The sequence below is a fragment of the Paenibacillus sp. FSL R7-0026 genome, assembly GCF_038004485.1.
In the GTDB taxonomy this organism is placed as follows: Bacteria; Bacillota; Bacilli; order Paenibacillales; family Paenibacillaceae; genus Paenibacillus; species Paenibacillus xylanexedens_A.
In genome coordinates, this window is record NZ_JBBORG010000001.1 from 572041 (window position 1) to 591232 (window position 19192).

Here is a 19192-nt window from a genome sequence, read left to right on the forward strand (position 1 = left end):
GGAGGTAATATATCATGGAAAACAAGGAAGTTTTATCTGTACAGGATTTGATGGCACTAGAGGTTGAAGAGGATAACAACATGTTTGAGGAAACAAGCTTGTGTACAGTGTGCAGCTGGACTAGCTCACAAACAATTGTTGTCGAGAGCTAGGAACTTCTTTACACGCTCTATTCACTGAATCATTTGAAAGATAAGTCTTTGATTTTCGCGCATTACTAAAATAATTGTACCTCCCCCTCTTATTTTATTCAAAAAAGGAGTGATTCTCATTGAAATTCGCAAGCGTAACCCCCAAGAAGGACGCCTTTGAGAACGCTTTGGAACATATAATCCGGGAACTTCCCCAATCCATCCAATGGTCGAATGACGGCCATTGGATTTGTTTTAGACCGGAAGAATTAAGGCTTCCCGCACAGGGCTGGAAAATTCATCTGTCTGTTATCCCTGTGGAAGGAGCTGAATTACTGCGACGCATTGCACCTGTTCTCACAGAAAATGATGTGCAATGGAAAGTAGTGAGCAGCGGTCTGAAACTAATTGAAACATCTAACGGTTCCATACCTCTCCCTCAGACTGGGAAGTGTGTCACCATCTACGCACGAGACGAAGAGCAATTCTTGAAGTTACTTGAGCTAATGCATTCGTGTACAAGCGATCTGAAAGGACCAGCTATTCCGACAGATCGGGCATACCTCGGTAGCGAGTGTGTATTTTATCGATATGGTGCATTCACTGATCGTTTCTATTACGATCGTTACTCGGGTGCAAAAGTGTATGCCATCCAGAATCCAGAAGGTAAGCTGGAGGAGGATCGAAGAACACCTGGCAGGTATAAACCGGAGTGGGTGAGTGAACCTGAGGAATTACTGCGGATTCAGGCGATGGAGAAGAATCAGGCTGCTACTCGTCATTCCGATTCCAATAACAATGAGTTTGGTATACGAAATATTCGTGTGAGACGTGTACTTAAGAAGTCCGGCAAGGGAGGAGTATTTCTCATCTCCGGCACATCGTATGAACAGGCAGTTATGAAAGAAGCGGTCTACCGCATGCGTGTAGACGGTGGTGGGCGCTCTGCTCATAACTATTTGGACAATGAATATCGCGTGCTTGATCTGATGAAGGATACGGGAGTTACCCCAAGGCCGCTTGATCTGTTTAGTACTGAAAATAACCGCTATCTGATCCTGGAGTATTTTGAAAGCATCAGCTTGCGTGAATATATCCATCGCAGACATGTAGCCGCAGACTACAACCGGGCAGATATGCATCGGATGGGTATACATATTCTCGATATGGTGCAGCAATGTCACGATAAAGGAATTGTGATCAATGATCTGACGCCCAACAATATTGTTGTGCTGACGGACGGAAGTGTACGCCTGATTGATCTTGAACTGGCTTATGTCAGAAGTGATGAGGGTCAGGCCGATCCATTGACCGGTCATACTCCGGGCTATGTGCCACGGGGACGTGAGCACAGCAGGCGATCCAGTTATACGGATGATCTGTATGCACTGGGAGGTGTCTTCTATTACATGGCTTCATCCATCGACCCCTATCTGAAATATCGGCAATCCCATCTGGAAGCTGCACAGGCTTATCTGAATCATCAGAGTAATACACAGCTTCGTGGCTTGGGGAGTCTGGGCATCGAGATCATGTCTGGCGGACATGTGGAGCTATCAGAAATTCGTGAAACACTGGTTTCATTGCTGGAACAACAAGAGGTCAATTCAGGAGGAAGCAGGGATGTAATAGAGAAGGATGAATGCAATATGGAGCCAGAAGAAGTACTCCGTCAGGCCGAGCGTATGGTAAACACACTGTATACTTCTCTTGATTTTAATAGCCCCTTGCAACTGTTCCCGGAAAACAGCATGAGCAAGATGTTTCATCCGGCGAATTTCAACTTTGGCTGGACAGGGATGATCTTTGGTTTTAATCAGCTTGGTCAGATTACACAAAACAGACAGTATCATCAATATGCGCATAAAGTGTTGGAATGGATCTTGACGAACCATCCTTATGTACCCAACGAGACACCTGTAGGTCTGTATTTTGGATATGGTGCTGTTCCCTGGGCACTTGCAGAGACAGCTGAACGAATAAATGATCCATCGTTGCTACGACGTGCAGAGGATCTGGCATTGGAAATCACCCGATATGATCCGGTGCAGACCAATATTAGTCATGGAGCGGCGGGGTTGGGATTGATGCTGCTTGAAATATACCGTATTGGCGGCCGCCCTGAACTTCTGGCAAGAGCAGAGGAACTGGGAGTTTATATTTTGGAACAAGAAGAGCAGACAGATGAATCATTGAGTTTGTGGAAAGTGAAAGATAAATCGGACAAAAAAGGCCATCATTCCCTTGGATTCTCTCATGGCATCGCAGGCATCGGATATTATTTGCTTGCCTTGGCGGAGCGTACAGGTAAGGAAGCGTACTATTCTGCTGTGAAGCGAATTGTAGATACACTCGATCGTACGAGTCATGGAGGACAGAATGGCGTGAGCCTGTGGCCTGCATCGTCGGAAAAACCGGATACACTCTGGGTACACTGGTGTAATGGATCGGCGGGTATTGGTCGATTTTTGATGGCAGCGGCTGATATTTTACAAGATCCCCTCTGTACCAGACTTGGACTTCAAGCAGCGGATGCAGTGGCACAGGCAACGGTATTTGCTTCTTTTGGGCAGTGTCACGGAATTGCAGGCAATGGAGATTTTCTGCTCTTAGCTAACCGCAAGTTCCCAGGCAGATATGAAACCAAACTAGCGGAGTATACACAGAGTTTGTATGTATTGCGAAGTGATCTACAGGAAGACATATGGATGTGGCCTCTGGAGGACATGGAGTCCTTCTCCCCGGATTATATGACCGGTTATATGGGGATCTATACATTCTTGCTACGCCGGTTTTATCCGTCTGTTGCATCCGAACCACTGGTTTATTCAGGTTTCGATTATAACAGGGAGGGGAAAGCGTATGATGCTAACATCCATATCTGACATCCTGCCGAAATGCCAGCACGAATCGGGGAAAACGGGTGATCGCTATTATGCAGTTGAACCTGGAAACGACGAAACTCTATCTTCGTTCATGGTAATTGATCAGGGTGAAGGGCAGTATACATTGGATTTATGGAGTGAAGCACATTCCAATCTTTATTGGGAAGATCGGATGTCATCCGTTTTGGATAAAATCACATGGTCCTCTCTATATGCAACTGCTCCTGCCTCATTTCCGTGGGAGAAGCTTGGATACCGGGCGGACGTTCTTGCACATCGGTATCGATTTTTCGGCAAGTTGAAGGACATTCCCGTGCCGGCTATGCCTAATGAAGACGCGGTTTGGATGTCTGCGGAGGGGCAGGTGGATTCCCTTGCACACTTGCTCCAGGCCAGTGATCCTACCTGTCCAGGTTGGGAAGCTGCTCGTCAAGCTATCGGGGATATTTATCAGGGTGTATATGGCAAGCTGCTGAAAGGTTCCGGGCTTGTTGAACTGGAGGGAAGTAAGATCGGGGGCTGCCTGTTAAGCGATGAGTTTGGGAGTGTACTCCTTGCTCATATATTCACAATACCAGAAGCGAAACGTCAAGGATGGGCCCGATGGCTTGCTGCATATGGCCTCCATCGATGCAGTTCAGATCCGAATCAGTGGATTAAAGCATCACTTGATGCAAACAACCGGGGTAGTTATCAATTGATGACGGCACTGAATTTACAACAGGTGCCTGAACTTATACACGTATGCCGAATCACGAAAGAGAGTGAACTTTCATGATGCCTGTCTCACTGGAAAGTACGGATTATCATGATCTGAGAAGTAAATGGTTTCGTGTGAGTCATGAACCTGGATTGTTTGTCGTTGAAGGGACATCAGATGCGGTGAAGCATGAAATTCACAAACTGAGAACGCATTGGCAGGATAAGGCTATACAAATTGCGGTTGGTGATCCGTATGCTACTCTCCCGCTGATCTATCAACTAAATCCATTTCAGCCAATAGATGATCTTGTGGCATGTAAAAATGCGTTATTGAGATTCCAAAGATCAGGGTGGACGCCTGGTAATCGGAAATGGGTTCTGGTTGAAGTATCTTCCTACCTTCACCCTGCGGATCTGGGAGCCATCCACTATATCCTGTATCGACAGAAACTAAGGGGAGTAAGTGTAGTGCTTTTTTTTCATCGGTATCCAACCATGGCGAGTAATCCTGAGGACATACCCAAACTTCCGGTATCTATTGTCAGGGATACGCCCGATCAGACCCGACGTTTGTTGGAAGAACATCTACAAATGGTAAGTAAGGATAAAGGGAAGGAAAAAGAGGCAGCATTGGCGCTCTACAATAGGCTGGCCTGGGTTTTGTTGTCCAAATCGGCTGATCCGGCCCGCTACACGTCCTGTTTTCATTTTTTCGACCATAATTCGTTATTTCAACGGTTGTCGGCGACACAGCAGGCAGTACTCTGGTTTGAGTTGGGTCAGCTGTTGACCAAAAACGGGAAGCAGTATACCGAAGCACGACACTGTTATTCGAAAGCTCGGGAAATCATTGCCCATGATGAACTAACTGAAACGTATCGTACTGGGAAATGGGCTGCACTTGATAATGGTGAAGCATTAATTGAGATGCAGGAGGGCAATGTAGAACGCGCAATTACGTTGGAGCAACAGGCGGGCCAGCGTATACGCCAGCTTCCTGATGGACCCGATCAGCAGGTTTTTCAGATTCAGACACTACTAAACATTGCGGGCTTGCAGCTCCGAGCGGGTCACTATGCAGAGGCAGGTAAGACGTTGCTGGCTGCGGAGAAGTTATGTGTTGATGCGTATTTAGATTGGCTGGGGCATGTACTGCAATTAAAAATGGTACTGCATCAACAGCTTGGTGAGCAGGAGCAGGAATACGAACTATTGATTCAATTGTTACGCATGAAGACAAACACTATCCATTCGAAACTGCTTGGTCGTGCCGTGGAAATCGCTGGCGCGCTGATTACTCAAGGATTAGAGGAACGGGCATCCCGGGTGTACCGTCTATTGATGATGGGGTTGCCGGTTGCCAGTCTGCCACAGATCAGATTGATTCGGGAAACATTAGGCAGACTGGGGACCCTTACGCCCCTAGATGCATATACGCAGGACCAGTATATTGATAAACTGGAATCGCAATTGGAGGGATGGGAGCAGTTAAAGAGCTGGAATGAGAGGAGGAAATCCGGTTGGGCTATCCATTCCTGACACGAATGAGTGTGAATAAGGAACGAACGAGTATGCTCTTGGGCTATGATGACAATACATGCGAATGGTGCAGTCTTGATGATACAGGCCGCATGGATAGCCGGCAGAGCCTTTCTGAACATGAGACAGGGTCAGATCAGCACACGCAGCATATTCAGTTTATGGGCAGGAACCGTGTTCTGGTGATTACACAGGACAAGTCGGGGAAATGGCTTCATATATACGAGAATGAGAAGCAAGCAATTCTGGTTCAGAGTCTATTTGTGAAGTTTCCATTTCCTGTGATGCAGGCTGCTTGGCAAGAGGAGCAATTAATTCTGCTATTTTCCATTAGACATCGTTCAGGAGCTGTCCGTATAGGTCTCTACGATCCCGAGAAGGATGAGGCGCGATGGGTTACTCCTGATCTGGACAACCCGCAATTTGTATTCTGGTCTGCATCAACACGAGAGGTTGGTGTAAACGTTGGTGGATTCGGAAGAGTGTATTCATATTCCGAAGATACCCTTCCATCATCCGAAATACCCTACACGGAGTATGCCTACCCTGTGATGGATAAGCAGGGGGATCTGATAGCCGTTTCTATTCCTGTGGAAGATGGCTTCCAGCCTGGATGGATCAGGCAGGGAGAGGATTGGGTGCATGAATGTTCAAGCAATAGCCAACCCTTCTCTGAACTGATTAGAATGCAGCTCGATCCACATCAACAGCTAGTTCTCTGCGAAGGGATAACCTGCGGCAGGTGGCAATATGTTCTATATACATTGGACAGAGAGAAGAGGTATGAGCTGTATGATTATCCAGGAATCTTGACACAGGCTGTGCTCAGCAGGGACAGGCAGGGATTGATCGGAAAATATGAATCTATCATACGTCCTCCGGTGCCGGGGATATACCGGTTTTCGGAACAAACGCGTACGATTACCCATTTCCCGGTTGAGCGAGATGAGAGGATTGGCAACCATCCTGACAAGGAACCCGATGTAATCTATGGATGGGTTCGTTATGGACATGACATGATTCCGTACATGGACATACACCCGGAGGGCGCAGAACATGTGATCATCTATCTTCATGGCGGGCCTCATAATTGCCTGTTTGACAGCTTTAGTCCGGTCATCAGCGGATTATACCAGGCAGGAGTGCGGGTCATCGGGCTGAACTATCCCGGTAGTTCAGGGTTCGGCACGGATTACAGGATGTGCATTCAGAATGATTGGGGCGGCGTGGATGCAGATGTCATCCAGTTCATGCGGGAGCAGATGTTATCTTCCTATTCAAACGTATCTCTCTATGGGGTGAGCTATGGGGCTTATCTGGCATTGCTGGTAGCAGGTAAAAGTCCGGCGCTATGGAGTACTGTGGTTGCCTGTGCACCGTTTACGGATCTGGAAGGACTGTACGCAGGCGGAGGAGCGAAGCTGAGATCATTCTTGGAAACTGAAATCGGTGAGCTTTTGCTTGATCAATCTGCCCTGCGGGATAGAAGCCCAATAGCTTATGTATCTGGGCTCAGTGAAGTGGATATCCAACTCATTCACGGTCAGGCTGATCAACTGTGTCCCGTAGAACAGACGGAGAGGTTATATCTGGACATCATGGAAAACAAGCAAATGTCTGGAGCTGTAGGCAGGATTGAACTTCATATTGTACAGGATATGGCGCATGAGGTTTATTCGGAGCGAATCTGGGCGCAGAAGGCTGTTGATTTTCTAACCTGCAGTAGAGTATCCACGTAAGATAAATACGTGATGTTTAAGCCGCAAATGCGGCTTTTTTGGTGATATTTAAGGTAAGGATATGGAAAGGAAAAGCGGTGGGGGAAGTGTTGTTCGTGGTCTGGTGCGTAGCTTGAGAGGTTAAGAGAATGAACATTAACGTTTACAAGATGTCACATCCGGTTTAAGATGGCGTGAGCCGTTTAAGGTATATAACAATAGGATTAAGTATTAAAATAACGGTAAGTTGACAAGATGATATCTACAGAAAAGAGGGAATTCATATGAAAGTAGCCATTTTTGGAGCAACCGGAGCGATTGGCAAGATGATACTGTGGGAGCTGATGGATCGTGGGCATGAAGTGACAGCGGTGGTGCGTGACCCTTCGAAGGTTGAGATGGTTCATGAGCGTTTGCGTGTAGAACAGGGAGATCTGCTTAACCCAGATCAGGTGGCTGATTTTGCAGCGGGTCAAGAAGTGGTTGTGAGTGCATATGGACCGAAGTTCGGTGGAGAAGAAGAGATGCTGGAAGTGACACGTTCGTTAATCGAGGGTGTGCGCCGGGCAAAAGCAGGACGTCTGGTTGTAGTTGGTGGAGCGGGAAGTTTGCTAACCGATTCCGGTGATATGCTGATGGATACGCCGGGATTCCCGGAAGAAGTCAAACCACTGGCGAAAGCACATGCAGATGCATATGAACTGATTGAAGCATCGGGTATTCACTGGACCTACATGAGCCCTGCTGCAACAATCACAACAGGACGTCGGACAGGTCAGTTCCGAGTGGGGATGAACCGTGTGATTACGGATGATATCGGGGAAAGCTCGATTTCGGTTGGCGATTTTGCAGCGGCTTTGGTGGATGAACTGGACGATCCGCAATTTATCCAAGCGCGGTTTACGGTAGGTTATTAAGCGTAGACAGGCTTTGGAATGGATGATTTAATCTGAAGGTCTCGTACACGGGATCGATAGAGTTTTCGATGATGTACCGAGTGGATCGTGGTAACTGGATGAGGTAAGAGGAAAGATAGCGATACACATATAAGATGCAGCATTTAGGTGCAAAGTTGCTACTTTTAAGTGTGAAATGAGCTTGTCACGGGGAGGGATGAACGTTGTTTATCGTAACCGCTGAACAGATGAGAGCTGTGGACGAGTATACCATTCATCAGCTCGGTATTCCTGCTGCCAGTCTAATGGAGAATGCAGGCCGAGCCATTGCTGAGGAAGTCATCAAGCTGTGCCGGGAAGGGCAGGCAGAAGGCCGTCTTGTGGATTCAGGGCAGCTTGGCTATAGCAGCAAGAACGATGCGAGGTGGGCACACACCGGGCCGGGTGATCGGCAAGGTTATGGTGGCGACATCATCGCCGATCCGGCGCTGGTGATGGAGCGCCCGGGAGATCAGCAATGGTACATGCTGATCGGCAAGGGCAATAATGGCGGCGATGGGCTGGTGGCCGCGCGCCATTTGGTTGAAGCAGGGCTTGGCGTGACATTGGTCTACGCCGCTGCCCCTGATGCACTGAGGGGCGAAGCCGCAGTGCAACGGGATGCCGCCGCGAAGCTTGGCATCCCTGCTCTTGTCCACGGGCGCGAAGCCGTGGACTTCAGCCGGTGCACAGGCATCGTGGATGCGCTGCTGGGCACCGGCTCGCGGGGAGCGCCGCGCGGAGCTTACGCGGCGCTGATTGAGGCGGCGAACGACAGCGGCAAGCCGGTCGTGTCCGCCGATGTGCCGAGCGGGCTGGACGCCGATACCGGAGAGGTGTACGAGCCCTGCATTCAAGCCCGGGTGACTGTATGTCTCGCGCTGCTCAAGCGCGGGCTGGTGCAGTACCCGGGCGCTTCCGCCGCGGGGCGCATTGTGGTGCGCGCCATCGGCATTCCCGCGCGGCTTGCGCCAGAGCATGGCCCCTCGGTCCGTCTGCTGACGGACGAGGTGCTGTGCGGTGCGCTGCGCGTGGACACAGGCCGTCTCCGGGCACCGGACGGCCACAAGGGCACCTACGGCCACGTGTTGCTGGCCGCAGGAAGTCTGCCGATGAGCGGCGCGGGCCTGCTCTCGACCAAGGCCGCGCTGCGCGCAGGCTGCGGGCTCGCCACATGGGCGCTGCCCGCGGCACTGCTGCCGCATGTCATCGGCACCGTGCCCGAGATCATGCTCGCTGCCGCCGCCGATGGCGACAGCGGCGAATGGAACGCGGCTTCCGTCGACGCCGTGTTGCGTCTCGCGGAGAGCCGCGACGTGCTCGCGACCGGCCCCGGCCTTGGCCGCTTCAAGGGCGACACAGACTGGCTGCGCCGTCTGTGGCAACATACGGATCGTCCGCTCGTCATCGACGCGGACGCCCTCAACATGCTGGCAGACGCTGGCCCACATGGGCCTCGCGACTGGGGCCAGCGAAGTGCGGCGACAATCCTGACGCCGCACCCTGGCGAGATGGGCCGACTGCTGGGCACGTCGACCCAAGAGGTGCAGCGTGACCGCATTGGACACGCTGCAAAATACGCCCGCGAGCAGGGCGTGACCCTTGTGCTCAAGGGAGCACGAACGGTCATCGCAACGCCAACCGGCGAGGCGTACATCAACACCACCGGGCACGCCGGCATGGCGACTGGCGGTGCCGGAGACGTATTGACCGGCATCATCGCCGGTCTGCTTGCCCAAGGTCTCAGCGCGGAGCAAGCCGCCGCGTTCGGCGTATATCTCCACGGACAGGCCGCCGAACGTGCAGCGCTGCTGCGCGGTGACCCGTCGTCCCTGCTGGCCGGAGACATCATCGACGCATTGTGAGGATGGGGCAGGTCTGGGACAGCTCGCGGTTTTGGGCTACTGTCTATGACTAATCATTTCTAAACTGCAAGTGACCCATCGTCCCTACTGGCCGGAGACATCATCGATGCACTGTGAGGATGGGGCAGGTCTGGGACAGCTCGCGGTTTTGGGCTGCTGCCTATGCCGATTCATTTTCAAACTGCAAGTGATCCAACGAACCAGCGCACCAGCACATCAAAAGTATATAAGTGCCCGATGCCCATTGCTAAATGCCCGATGCCCATTGTTCTTTGCTCAGTACTCAGTACTCAGTGCTCAATGAACAATGATCAGTACTGAGTACTCACTACCCAATGCCCAGTGCCCTAACGAACCTGATACACCTTATACCACGGTTTACATCGAGGAGCAAAAGCTAACGAATCTCACCCACGTTATTTCTGTGTATTTCAGAGAAAACACCTGAAAAACCAGGCTAAATTAGGAAATAGAGTGCCTGAGATTCGTTAGATTTTATAATCTGCAATTAATGGTCCAATAAGGTTTGCACGGTTCGTTAAACTTTTGGATATGAAACGCTGCTGCCTTGTTATCTATATAAGTTGAACTAAAGAATATTTACACTGGACACTCCGGTGACAGAACAACCTTCCGATCGCTGTTATCCCCAGTTTTTTTATAAAAATAGGAAATCCGGGATAGCGTATGCTTCCGAAGCAGCTTTCTTTCAAAAAGCTTTTAGGCGAAGCGTATGCTTCCGAAGCGGCTTTCTTTCAAAAAGCTTTTAGGCGAAGCATATGCTTCCGAGGCAGCTTCTTTCATACAACTTTTAGCTCCGCTTTTTCAGGTTCTTTCTGTCTTCTCCGTTTCGTGTAAATGTTTAGTTCAATTTATATACTTTCATATCTTTGAAACGAATTAATGGCTGGATGAAACAATGATTAGTTACTGAAAAGGGGAGCCCTGTCATGATTCATGACGGAGGCTCCCCTTTGTTTGTATGTTCACGGTACCTGATCCTGGCTCGCCCATAACCTGACCATAACTTGCCTATAATCTGCATCTAACCTGCATCTCAACGACATCCGAACTACGGCCAGTCCGAATTTTCCGACATCCTGCTTACAGCCGGAATCGCAGCAATTCCTGATGCATCTCTGCACTGATATCACGCAATGACTTCACCTTGATACTTGCATCAGCGAAGGAACGTTGTTGTTCCGACGTGGAGGCGGTAATCTCTTCACTGCTGGCAGCCGACTGCTCGGTGATGGCACTGATATTTTCGATGGCCTGTTGCACCTGTGTACTGAGTTCATTGGAGTGTTGCATGTCCTCAGCAAGCTGATGGATGCCCGTACTAATGCGCTCCACACTTTCACGAATAGCAGAGAAGGATTCACGAGTCTGTCCAGTGGCTTGTTCCTGTTCGCCGAATAATTGCATGCTCTGTGCTACAGAGTTCTTCACCTTGTCCATGGAGGTTGTGATCTCGCCCACAGCCGCATAGATATGTTTGACCGATTGCGCAGATTGTTCGGCGAGTTTATTCACCTCGCCCGCAACAACAGCGAAGCCACGTCCGGCTTCTCCAGCGCGAGCAGCCTCTATGGAGGCATTTAACGAGAGCATGGTTGTTTGTTTGGCAATCTCCGATACATATGCCGTCATCGTAGTGATTCGAACCGCGCTTTCTTCCAGTTCCCGCACCGTTTGTTCCACCTCGGCCATCGCCATGCGATTCACTTCGGCCAAGCGGAGTTGCTCCGCTACAGCCTTATTACCTTCCTCAACGGTAGTTAATACTTCACGACCATCGATCACCGATTGGGAAGTGGACTCCAGATTGCTATTGAAGGTAGACTGCATTTTATCCACAACCATCACCGTCTCACTCAGATCCTCGGCAATCTTTTGACTGCCAATCGAGAGTTCCTCCGTGGTACGGGATACTTGCTGCACAATCGCTTGAGCTGTATCATTGCCACGGTCAATGTCTTGGGCCATCAGATCGACACGGTGACCCGCTGCACCAATGGATTGAATAATGCCGCGAATATTATGAGTCATGATACCGAAGGAGCGACTCAGGTCATCGAGTTCATCTTTGCCTCGTGCTTCTGGCAATTGTCCGGTAAGGTCACCGTCTGCAATTTGTCCTGCCGCGACTTTGAGCGTACGAATACGCCGAGCGATTTGGCGTGAAGTATACATATTAAACAGCATCACGGAGACGAGCAATACGATGGCTCCACCGAGAGCGACTTGCCACGTTTGCTGGATATCACGCTCCAAATCAACAGTATATTGATCATATCGATCCCGAGTCATTTCATCCAACGAATAGATATCATTCTGTATACCCCGAACCCGAGTGCTGTAACGTTTCGCTTCCGCACTGTTCATCGCACTCATTGCTTCGGTGGCTCCCTGGTTGAGAGCTTGTAATTTTGTCTCGATGGACTGAATAAGTTGTAACTGCTGATCTGTTTCGAGCAAGCCGTCCGTAAGTTCCTGAATCATCGTTTGACCTTCATCCAGCAAGCGAAGTACGGCGTCCTGGTTTCCTGCTGTCATGGAGAACGAGTAGACATCCAGCGCCTGCTGGGTCTGAATCTGATTGGCGTTCAGTTCACTCACCTTGAGCATGGCTGGTACCAGATTTTGATTTTTGGCATTCATGTTGAGCAATTGCATGATGATATAAGCGACTAGCACAAGGCATAGAAGTAGTGAAATTAGAGCATTAAGTATCAGTTTTCCCTGTAGTTTCATGTGCGTACCTCCTCGTATCCGATGGGTTATTGATCAAGCGTAATTTTGATTTGACCGGAAGAGATCTTTGCCTTCAGATCTTCGAAGGTTTGCTGTTGTTCATCACTGAGCGTGATATTATGTAGAGCAGTCAGACCCACGGCTTTCTCCGCCAGTCCCTCTACGATTTCCTTTTGAGGGAAGGTATGATTGTTTTTAACAAACGTGTTAACGGCATTGTAGATAGAGACATCCACATTTTTCAGCATGGACGTAAGAATGGCTTTTTCCGCCAAAAAGAATTGATCGGTATCTACACCGATGGCGTATTTCCCTAATTTCTGAATCTCCGTCAGTGCGCCTACGCCTGTGAGACCGGCAGCAACGTAGATCACGTCAGCGCCCTTTTCCTGAATCATCTGTGCAGCCAATTGTTCACCCAGATCGGCATTACCGAAGTCCCCTGCGTAGACGACATCAACGGTTGCATTCGGCTTGACAGCCAGAACACCTTGCTTAAAACCCTGCTCAAAATTACGAAGGACCGGTATCTCTATTCCACCAAGGAAGCCAACATGATCTTCCGTTGAAGCCATAGCGGCAATAACACCTGCCAGATAACTTCCTTCTTCCGCCCGGAATGAAATGGAGGCAATGTTAGGCAGTTCGGACTGACTGTCAATCATGAGGAACTGCTGGTCAGGATATTTGGCTGCAACTTTCTCCATATCCGCTTGGACAGCATCACTCAGGCCGATAATTAGATCGAATTTGGCTTCCGCAAACTCTTCAAATGCAGCTTCGGCATTGTCGCCCGGTTCACGATAGTCAAAGACAATGCTTTTCTCATTTCTGGCCTGAACCAGTCCATCAAAAGCAGCATCATTAAAAGAACGGTCACCCAGACCCACTTCCGTAAGCACGATCCCAACCTTTGTTCTTGTGTCTGTTGCCGTTGTTGTATTGTTGGCTGAACATGCCCCCAGGATCAGTACCGTCAGGATCATCATTATGGTGAGACCTAGACCTGCGCGTCTGTTCTTGTTTGTTTTCATGTGTTGGTACCCTCATTTCTGTAGTCGCATTTTTCTGTTTTGCATGGTTCCTTAGCTCCAGGGAATGGCGTGTACATGATGACACATATGGTGAGGATTTCCCTCTATCTATATCGGTTAGAAAGGCACTGTGATTTATGGTATGTAGTGAAAATTTACGAAAAAATAAGTATTTTTCATGAATTACACATTATTTTTACATTTCTCTGGTTAAAAGGGTACATAAATATCTACAGTATGTTGTTTACTGATGTTAGAAGTCGAAAAAAGGCACAAGAGAGATGACATGAATCATCTCTCTTGTGCCATAGAATAGCACCCTATACGGATGATAAGGTGATCATCCTATTATAAAAATGACGTGAGTTTTACCAAGCCGCAATCGAGCCATCCGCTCGGGTTTCCGTACCCCCGCATAATACGCCATTGTCCGGGTTGCGCCAGATGATCTGACCGCGTCCAAACTGGGATGGATCGAGTGCCACTTGAATATCATGTCCTTTGCGGGCGAGTGCCTGTGCAATGTGCTGCGGGAAACCCGGTTCCACGAGAATTGTTTTGCCCTTCGTCCACTGCCAGCGTGGAGAATCCAAGGCGGCCTGTGGGTTCAGGTGATAATCGATCGTATTCATGACCACCTGCACATGACCCTGCGGCTGCATGAAACCGCCCATGACACCGAATGGTCCAACCGCTTCACTGCCACGGGTGAGGAACCCCGGAATGATCGTGTGATAGGTTCGTTTACCCGGCTCCAGGGCGTTCGCATGATTAGGGTCCAGTGAGAAATTATGTCCCCGATTCTGCAAAGCAATGCCTGTCCCCGGAACAACCAATCCAGAGCCGAAGCCCATATAGTTACTCTGGATAAAGGAAACCATGTTGCCTTCACCATCAGCCGTAGCCAGATACACCGTTCCACTTGCTCGTGGATCGCCTGCCTCAGGTGCCCGTGCGGTATCACCAATGAGTTTGCGTCGTTCTTCCGCGTATGCCTCGGACAGCAGTTCCTCCACCGTCACACCCATTTTGCGTTCTTCAGTAATATATTTCTCCCCATCGGCAAATGCCAGCTTCATGGCTTCAAGTTGTTGATGATACGCCAGAACGGATTCTTTCTCGTCGAACTCGTAACCTTTCAACAGATTAAGCGCCGCGAGAGCAATCAATCCTTGTCCATTTGGGGGAATCTCCCATACATCGTAACCACGATAGGAGACGGAGACGGGATCAACCCACTCAGGCTGGAAAGCCTTCAGATCTTCGCGAGTCAGATAACCACCGTGCTCTGCCATAAAGGAATGAATGCGCTCTGCCAGTTCTCCTTCGTAAAAGTCTCGCGCTTCGCTCTCGCCAATCTGGCGCAAAGTCGCCGCATGATCCGGCGAGCGCCACATCTCTCCAGCTGCGGGAACACGCCCGCCTGGAGCAAATGTCTCAAACCACGCACGCCCTGCCTCCGCATCACCCTGGCGTGCATAGATCTCGGCTGCCCTTGCCCAGTGGCGGGCCAGCCCAGGCGCAAGCGGGTAACCTTCCTCCGCATAGCGTATGGCCGGTTCCAGCGCTTCCGCCAGCGTGAGCCGCCCGAAACGGCGGCTCAGCTCAGCCCAACCCGCCGGTGCGCCAGGCACCGTCACCGGAACAACCCCAAGCTTCGGCATCTCCGTATGGCCTGCCGCTTGAAGCGCCTCAATGGATATGCCCTGAGGCGCAGGGCCGCTGGCATTGAGGCCATGCAGTTTGCCCTCGGTCCAGACGAGGGCAAAAGCATCGCCGCCAATGCCATTGGACGTTGGCTCCAGCACCGTGAGTGCTGCCGCAGTTGCAATGGCGGCATCGATGGCATTGCCGCCTTTTTTCAATACATCGAGACCGGCTTGTGCAGCCAGTGGCTGAGACGTGGCGACCATGCCTTGTTTCGCATACACAGGCACGCGGTAAGAGGGGTACGGTTGGTAGAGTGGATCGAAGTTCATCAGGTTGTTCAGCTCCTTGTCGCTAGATGTCAGGCTCCGGCATAACCGGATCATACTCCTAACCCTCTTCGCAACTGGACAACCGATATCCTGCCACACCTGCCAAATCCAACCTGACATCAGCCTATGTCGTTACCATATCGCCGCCATTGACATGAATGCATTCACCTGTGACGTAGGATGAATCGCGGGAAGCGAGATAAACGTAGGCTGCCGCCAGTTCGTAAGGCTGACCAGCTCGACCCATGGGTGTATCTGTTCCAAATACCTGTACATCCTCCGCGGAGAAACTGGCAGGGATGAGCGGTGTCCAGATGGGTCCCGGGGCGACGGAATTCACACGGATTCCCTGTGCAGCGAGCGATTGGGCGAGTACACGAGTCAGTGATACGACGGCTCCTTTGGTAGAAGAGTAGTCGATCAGTTGGGTGTTGCCTTTATATGCTGTAATGGAAGCCGTATTGATAATGGAGGCACCTCTGCACAGATGGGGGAGAGCGGCCTGAATCAGAAAGAAATAAGCGAACACATTGGTCTGAAAGGTGTGATACAGCTGTTCTTCTGTAATATCAACGATGCTTGGCTGCACATACTGTACGCCATGATTGTTGACCAGAATATCGATCTTCCCGTAGGTTTCCATGGTTGTGCGGATGACGGCTTCACAGTTTTTCTTTAAGCGGAGATCAATCTCGATTAAGAGACAGCGCTGTCCCAGTTCTTCGATCCGTTCACGAGTCCTTTCGGCATCTGTCCGTTCATATAGATAAGCAATGACGATATCCGCACCTTCCTTGGCAAAAGCGATGGCGGCCGCCCGGCCGATTCCACTGTCACCACCCGTAATAATGGCAACTTTACCTTGGAGTTTGCAGCTGCCGATATAGGCAGGATCTTCACTGATCGGTTCAGGCACCATCAGGGTTTCCAGACCGGGTTGCTGGTCCTGATGCTGGGGTGGAAATGCCAGCTTTTGCTCCTTGCATACCGTTTTCTCACCATAAAAAGGATAGACAGGATTCATTCGCTTTACATCCTCCTCGAACGTTCATTGATACGGATAACCTATGCATTCGCCCAGAAGAAGGTGCGGGAGGAAACAGCAGAGCGGTTGTTTTTTGCGCAGAATATACCATAATAAGGATAGATCCTTAAATCGATGGAGGTGTCAGGAGCCACATGAATATTCAAGGAATTAATCATTTGTGCTTTTCCGTATCCAATCTGGAGCGGGCCATTACCTTTTATGAGGAGGCTCTCGGTGCCCAGATTCAGGTGAAAGGACGCAAACTGGCGTATTTTGAGCTTGCCGGTCTGTGGATCGCCCTGAATCAGGAGGATGTTATTCGCAACTATACGGAACGAACCTATACCCATATTGCATTTACCGTTACAGAAGAGGAGTTCGATGCGTCTGTGCAGCAGCTGCGAGCAGCGGGGGCTGACATTCTTCCCGGAAGGCCAAGAGATCCGCGGGATGCATTATCCGTTTATTTTACTGATCCGGATGGTCATTTGTTTGAACTGCATACAGGTACGATGAAGCAAAGGCTGGATTATTATCGCGAAGACAAAGATCATATGACCTTTTATCCGTGAGTTTCATGTGCAAGTAGAGGTAAATGGTAATTAACGTATTTAAAGTCATTGCAATTATCCGTACAATACATCTTAGGTTCGCTGAAGTGTACACGGTATGTTCGGCTGCCAAACCATATGCACAAGGAGAGATGGACGTGGATAATAAAAGATTCAAGCTTCGGATTGTTGCGAGCGGGTTGTCTATGGCCATTGTCATGTTGTTTTCATTGTACAATGGACATCTTCAAAATTCAGGGGAAGCTCTTCAGTCCCGTGTATCATTGGGCTATTCGTCAGATAAACAAATAACGGTGCACCCGCTTGATCTGAATGATCCTGTTCCTGAATAGTTGTTAGGAGAAGATGGGGGCCGTATTTATTTGATATAGGATTTATAGTCATCATAGTTCATTTTCTGTTCTTGTCCGCTTAGAATTAAAAGTTTGTGGCTAATATCAGCCTCACGATCTGCATGGATGCGTTTAAGCAGATCGTAACTCATTCGAAGGAAATAATAGCCTTCATTGGTGTTGTCTTTCTCATGAAATACAATGCCGAGAAGACGATATAGTTTTGCACGGAGCATGCCTTCATCTCGTTGATCCAGCAGTTGAAGAGCTTCCTTGATGGCTGTTTCGGCCAGTAAAGGTTGCCGTTCTTCGAGATAGATTTTACTGATTTCCTCTAATATAGAAGCCTTCTTGTGAGGCAGATTGCGTTTGTCGTAGATATCGGCGCATTCTGACAGCAAGGGAAGGGCTTCTTTTTTTTGTCCCATATGAAGTTGAATGACAGCCAGATTGTGAAGAGCAAGTACATAGGATTTACTATTTGCCTGTTTATATGAATCTACCGATTTTTTGGTCCAGTCATAACTTAAGAGCAAGTGTCCGTCCTGTTCGGACATATAATAGGCCTTGCCCAAACCCAGCGTAATTTCGCCATATAACTCCGGTTGCCCGCTCATTTGGGCTTCTTTTTCGGCTTTGAGATAATAATCCAGCCCCTTATCCACGTTACCGAGCCGCAAATGGGTTGTTCCGAGAAAGGTTAACGAACGGATATGTTTATCTTGCAGATGTTTGAGTTTGCTGCTGTACGTATAGGACTGTTCGTAGTATTTACGGGCAGCGTGAAACAGTTCTGCATGAAATGCAGCTCTTCCCATTTCCAGGTAATAGTCGACAATGCGCTCCCGGTCACCTGTTCGGGTGACTGTAAAAGCGGCAGTTTCCCCATCATCCAGAGCTTGGCGGTAATCGCCAAGCCTATTGTGGCTTCGCATGATGAGCAGATAGGCCTCCGTTTGATCCAGTGTATCTTCCGTCAGAGTCAGAACTTTGTGAGCCATACGGATACAGGCAGGATCATTCTGCTCAGCATAGTAGGCTTTGGCTTTGTCCAGGACAGCTTCACCAATATCGGTGTCCGTTGTTGCACTTCCTCCCAAGAAGTACTCCATTGGTGTATTGAGTCTGCGAGCAATGATTTTCAACATACGCTGAGAGGGAACGGCTCTGCCTTTTTCGATGAGGCTGATGTATGAGCGTGTCATATCCTCACCTGCCAGTTGTTTCTGAGACAGTCCAAGTTGCTCCCGGATTTCCCGAATTTTGGGTCCGATCATGATCATTCACCGTCCCTTGAATTAGTTTGTGATTATCTTGTGAAATGTGAGTTGTATATTGAATGCTTGGAATTGGTATTAACAAGGGGTAAGGCGTGCGAGAAATCCATTTACCTCCTTTTACAGTTTAAATCCAAATTGGGAGATTATAGAATGATAGTATCCAAGACGAAAGGAGGAATAAATCAATGATCATTAAAGCGACTCCCATTACATTGGAACAATTGAAGAACAAAGAGTTGGAAGCAGTACAATCGGAAGTGAACGTGCTGGGCGAAACACGTGAAGTTAGTGCTCGTGCAGTCTCTGCTCGTGCAGTATCTGCCCGTGCAGTAGCAGCTCGCGCTGTATCGGCTCGCGCAGTAGCAGCTCGTGCGGTATCTGCTCGTGCAGTAGCGGCTCGTGCATAATCCCTTGTATCTACTATGGCATTATGGTT

The 19192-nt window shown here is 49.5% G+C and carries 15 protein-coding genes; 10 read left to right on the top strand and 5 right to left on the bottom strand.

What is annotated here, in order from left to right; all coding sequences use genetic code 11:
- The first annotated feature begins 14 nt into the window (after window positions 1-14).
- From MKY44_RS02730 to MKY44_RS02760, 7 genes are all read left to right on the top strand, one after another.
- Window positions 15-152: a hypothetical protein gene (locus tag MKY44_RS02730; protein WP_341005948.1), complete on the top strand. Its 138-nt coding sequence runs from the start codon at window positions 15-17 to the stop codon at window positions 150-152.
- A 119-nt stretch (window positions 153-271) separates the two neighbouring features.
- Window positions 272-3016 (top strand): lanthionine synthetase LanC family protein, encoded by a 2745-nt coding sequence (locus tag MKY44_RS02735; RefSeq protein ID WP_341005949.1) that lies wholly within the window; start codon window positions 272-274, stop codon window positions 3014-3016.
- Window positions 2994-3794, top strand: a complete 801-nt coding sequence (locus MKY44_RS02740; RefSeq protein WP_341005950.1) for a hypothetical protein — start codon at window positions 2994-2996, stop codon at window positions 3792-3794. The genes MKY44_RS02735 and MKY44_RS02740 overlap by 23 nt, the downstream gene beginning before the upstream one ends.
- Window positions 3791-5257 carry a tetratricopeptide repeat protein gene (locus MKY44_RS02745; RefSeq protein ID WP_341005951.1) on the top strand — a complete coding sequence of 489 codons (1467 nt, stop codon included), beginning with the start codon at window positions 3791-3793 and terminating at the stop codon, window positions 5255-5257. Before MKY44_RS02740 ends, MKY44_RS02745 begins: the two co-directional genes overlap by 4 nt.
- The gene (locus tag MKY44_RS02750) at window positions 5239-6996 is read left to right on the top strand and encodes an alpha/beta hydrolase family protein (protein WP_341005952.1); all 1758 of its coding nucleotides are present in this window, start codon (window positions 5239-5241) and stop codon (window positions 6994-6996) included. The genes MKY44_RS02745 and MKY44_RS02750 overlap by 19 nt, the downstream gene beginning before the upstream one ends.
- 263 nt (window positions 6997-7259) lie before the next feature.
- Window positions 7260-7892: an NAD(P)-dependent oxidoreductase gene (locus tag MKY44_RS02755; RefSeq protein ID WP_149846246.1), complete on the top strand. Its 633-nt coding sequence runs from the start codon at window positions 7260-7262 to the stop codon at window positions 7890-7892.
- A 203-nt stretch (window positions 7893-8095) separates the two neighbouring features.
- The gene (locus MKY44_RS02760) at window positions 8096-9775 is read left to right on the top strand and encodes an NAD(P)H-hydrate dehydratase (RefSeq protein WP_341005953.1); all 1680 of its coding nucleotides are present in this window, start codon (window positions 8096-8098) and stop codon (window positions 9773-9775) included.
- A 1104-nt stretch (window positions 9776-10879) separates the two neighbouring features.
- Here MKY44_RS02760 and MKY44_RS02765 read toward each other — a convergent pair.
- From MKY44_RS02765 to MKY44_RS02780, 4 genes are all read right to left on the bottom strand, one after another.
- Window positions 10880-12532: a methyl-accepting chemotaxis protein gene (locus tag MKY44_RS02765; RefSeq protein ID WP_341005954.1), complete on the bottom strand. Its 1653-nt coding sequence runs from the start codon at window positions 12530-12532 to the stop codon at window positions 10880-10882.
- A gap of 26 nt (window positions 12533-12558) precedes the next feature.
- Complete coding sequence (locus tag MKY44_RS02770) at window positions 12559-13566, bottom strand: BMP family lipoprotein (RefSeq protein WP_341005955.1); 1008 nt, start codon at window positions 13564-13566, stop codon at window positions 12559-12561.
- A 368-nt stretch (window positions 13567-13934) separates the two neighbouring features.
- Window positions 13935-15545, bottom strand: coding sequence for a gamma-glutamyltransferase family protein (locus MKY44_RS02775; RefSeq protein WP_341009769.1), 1611 nt, complete (start codon window positions 15543-15545; stop codon window positions 13935-13937).
- Between the two features lie 124 nt (window positions 15546-15669).
- Window positions 15670-16569, bottom strand: coding sequence for a glucose 1-dehydrogenase (locus MKY44_RS02780; RefSeq protein WP_036607429.1), 900 nt, complete (start codon window positions 16567-16569; stop codon window positions 15670-15672).
- A 155-nt stretch (window positions 16570-16724) separates the two neighbouring features.
- On the opposite strand from MKY44_RS02780, the gene fosB reads away from it, so the two are divergent.
- Entirely contained in the window at window positions 16725-17144 is a 420-nt protein-coding gene (gene fosB / locus MKY44_RS02785; RefSeq protein WP_341005956.1) for a metallothiol transferase FosB, read from the top strand.
- A 137-nt stretch (window positions 17145-17281) separates the two neighbouring features.
- Window positions 17282-17476: a hypothetical protein gene (locus MKY44_RS02790; protein ID WP_143760385.1), complete on the top strand. Its 195-nt coding sequence runs from the start codon at window positions 17282-17284 to the stop codon at window positions 17474-17476.
- A gap of 26 nt (window positions 17477-17502) precedes the next feature.
- On the opposite strand, the gene MKY44_RS02795 is transcribed toward MKY44_RS02790, so the two are convergent.
- Window positions 17503-18753: a helix-turn-helix domain-containing protein gene (locus tag MKY44_RS02795; protein WP_340019070.1), complete on the bottom strand. Its 1251-nt coding sequence runs from the start codon at window positions 18751-18753 to the stop codon at window positions 17503-17505.
- 188 nt (window positions 18754-18941) lie between these two features.
- Here MKY44_RS02795 and MKY44_RS02800 point away from each other — a divergent pair, with 188 nt between their 5' ends.
- Window positions 18942-19163 carry a hypothetical protein gene (locus MKY44_RS02800; protein WP_047840312.1) on the top strand — a complete coding sequence of 74 codons (222 nt, stop codon included), beginning with the start codon at window positions 18942-18944 and terminating at the stop codon, window positions 19161-19163.
- The last annotated feature ends 29 nt before the right edge of the window (window positions 19164-19192 follow it).

Bases quoted from the DNA above. Each gene is read 5' to 3' on its own strand.
- MKY44_RS02730 (WP_341005948.1), top strand. From the start codon at position 15: ATGGAAAACAAGGAAGTTTTATCTGTACAGGATTTGATGGCACTAGAG.
- MKY44_RS02740 (WP_341005950.1), top strand. From the start codon at position 2,994: ATGATGCTAACATCCATATCTGACATCCTGCCGAAATGCCAGCACGAA.
- MKY44_RS02745 (WP_341005951.1), top strand. From the start codon at position 3,791: ATGATGCCTGTCTCACTGGAAAGTACGGATTATCATGATCTGAGAAGT.
- MKY44_RS02755 (WP_149846246.1), top strand. From the start codon at position 7,260: ATGAAAGTAGCCATTTTTGGAGCAACCGGAGCGATTGGCAAGATGATA.
- MKY44_RS02765 (WP_341005954.1), bottom strand. From the start codon at position 12,532: ATGAAACTACAGGGAAAACTGATACTTAATGCTCTAATTTCACTACTT.
- MKY44_RS02770 (WP_341005955.1), bottom strand. From the start codon at position 13,566: ATGAAAACAAACAAGAACAGACGCGCAGGTCTAGGTCTCACCATAATG.
- MKY44_RS02775 (WP_341009769.1), bottom strand. From the start codon at position 15,545: ATGAACTTCGATCCACTCTACCAACCGTACCCCTCTTACCGCGTGCCT.
- MKY44_RS02780 (WP_036607429.1), bottom strand. From the start codon at position 16,569: ATGAATCCTGTCTATCCTTTTTATGGTGAGAAAACGGTATGCAAGGAG.
- fosB (WP_341005956.1), top strand. From the start codon at position 16,725: ATGAATATTCAAGGAATTAATCATTTGTGCTTTTCCGTATCCAATCTG.
- MKY44_RS02795 (WP_340019070.1), bottom strand. From the start codon at position 18,753: ATGATCGGACCCAAAATTCGGGAAATCCGGGAGCAACTTGGACTGTCT.
- MKY44_RS02800 (WP_047840312.1), top strand. From the start codon at position 18,942: ATGATCATTAAAGCGACTCCCATTACATTGGAACAATTGAAGAACAAA.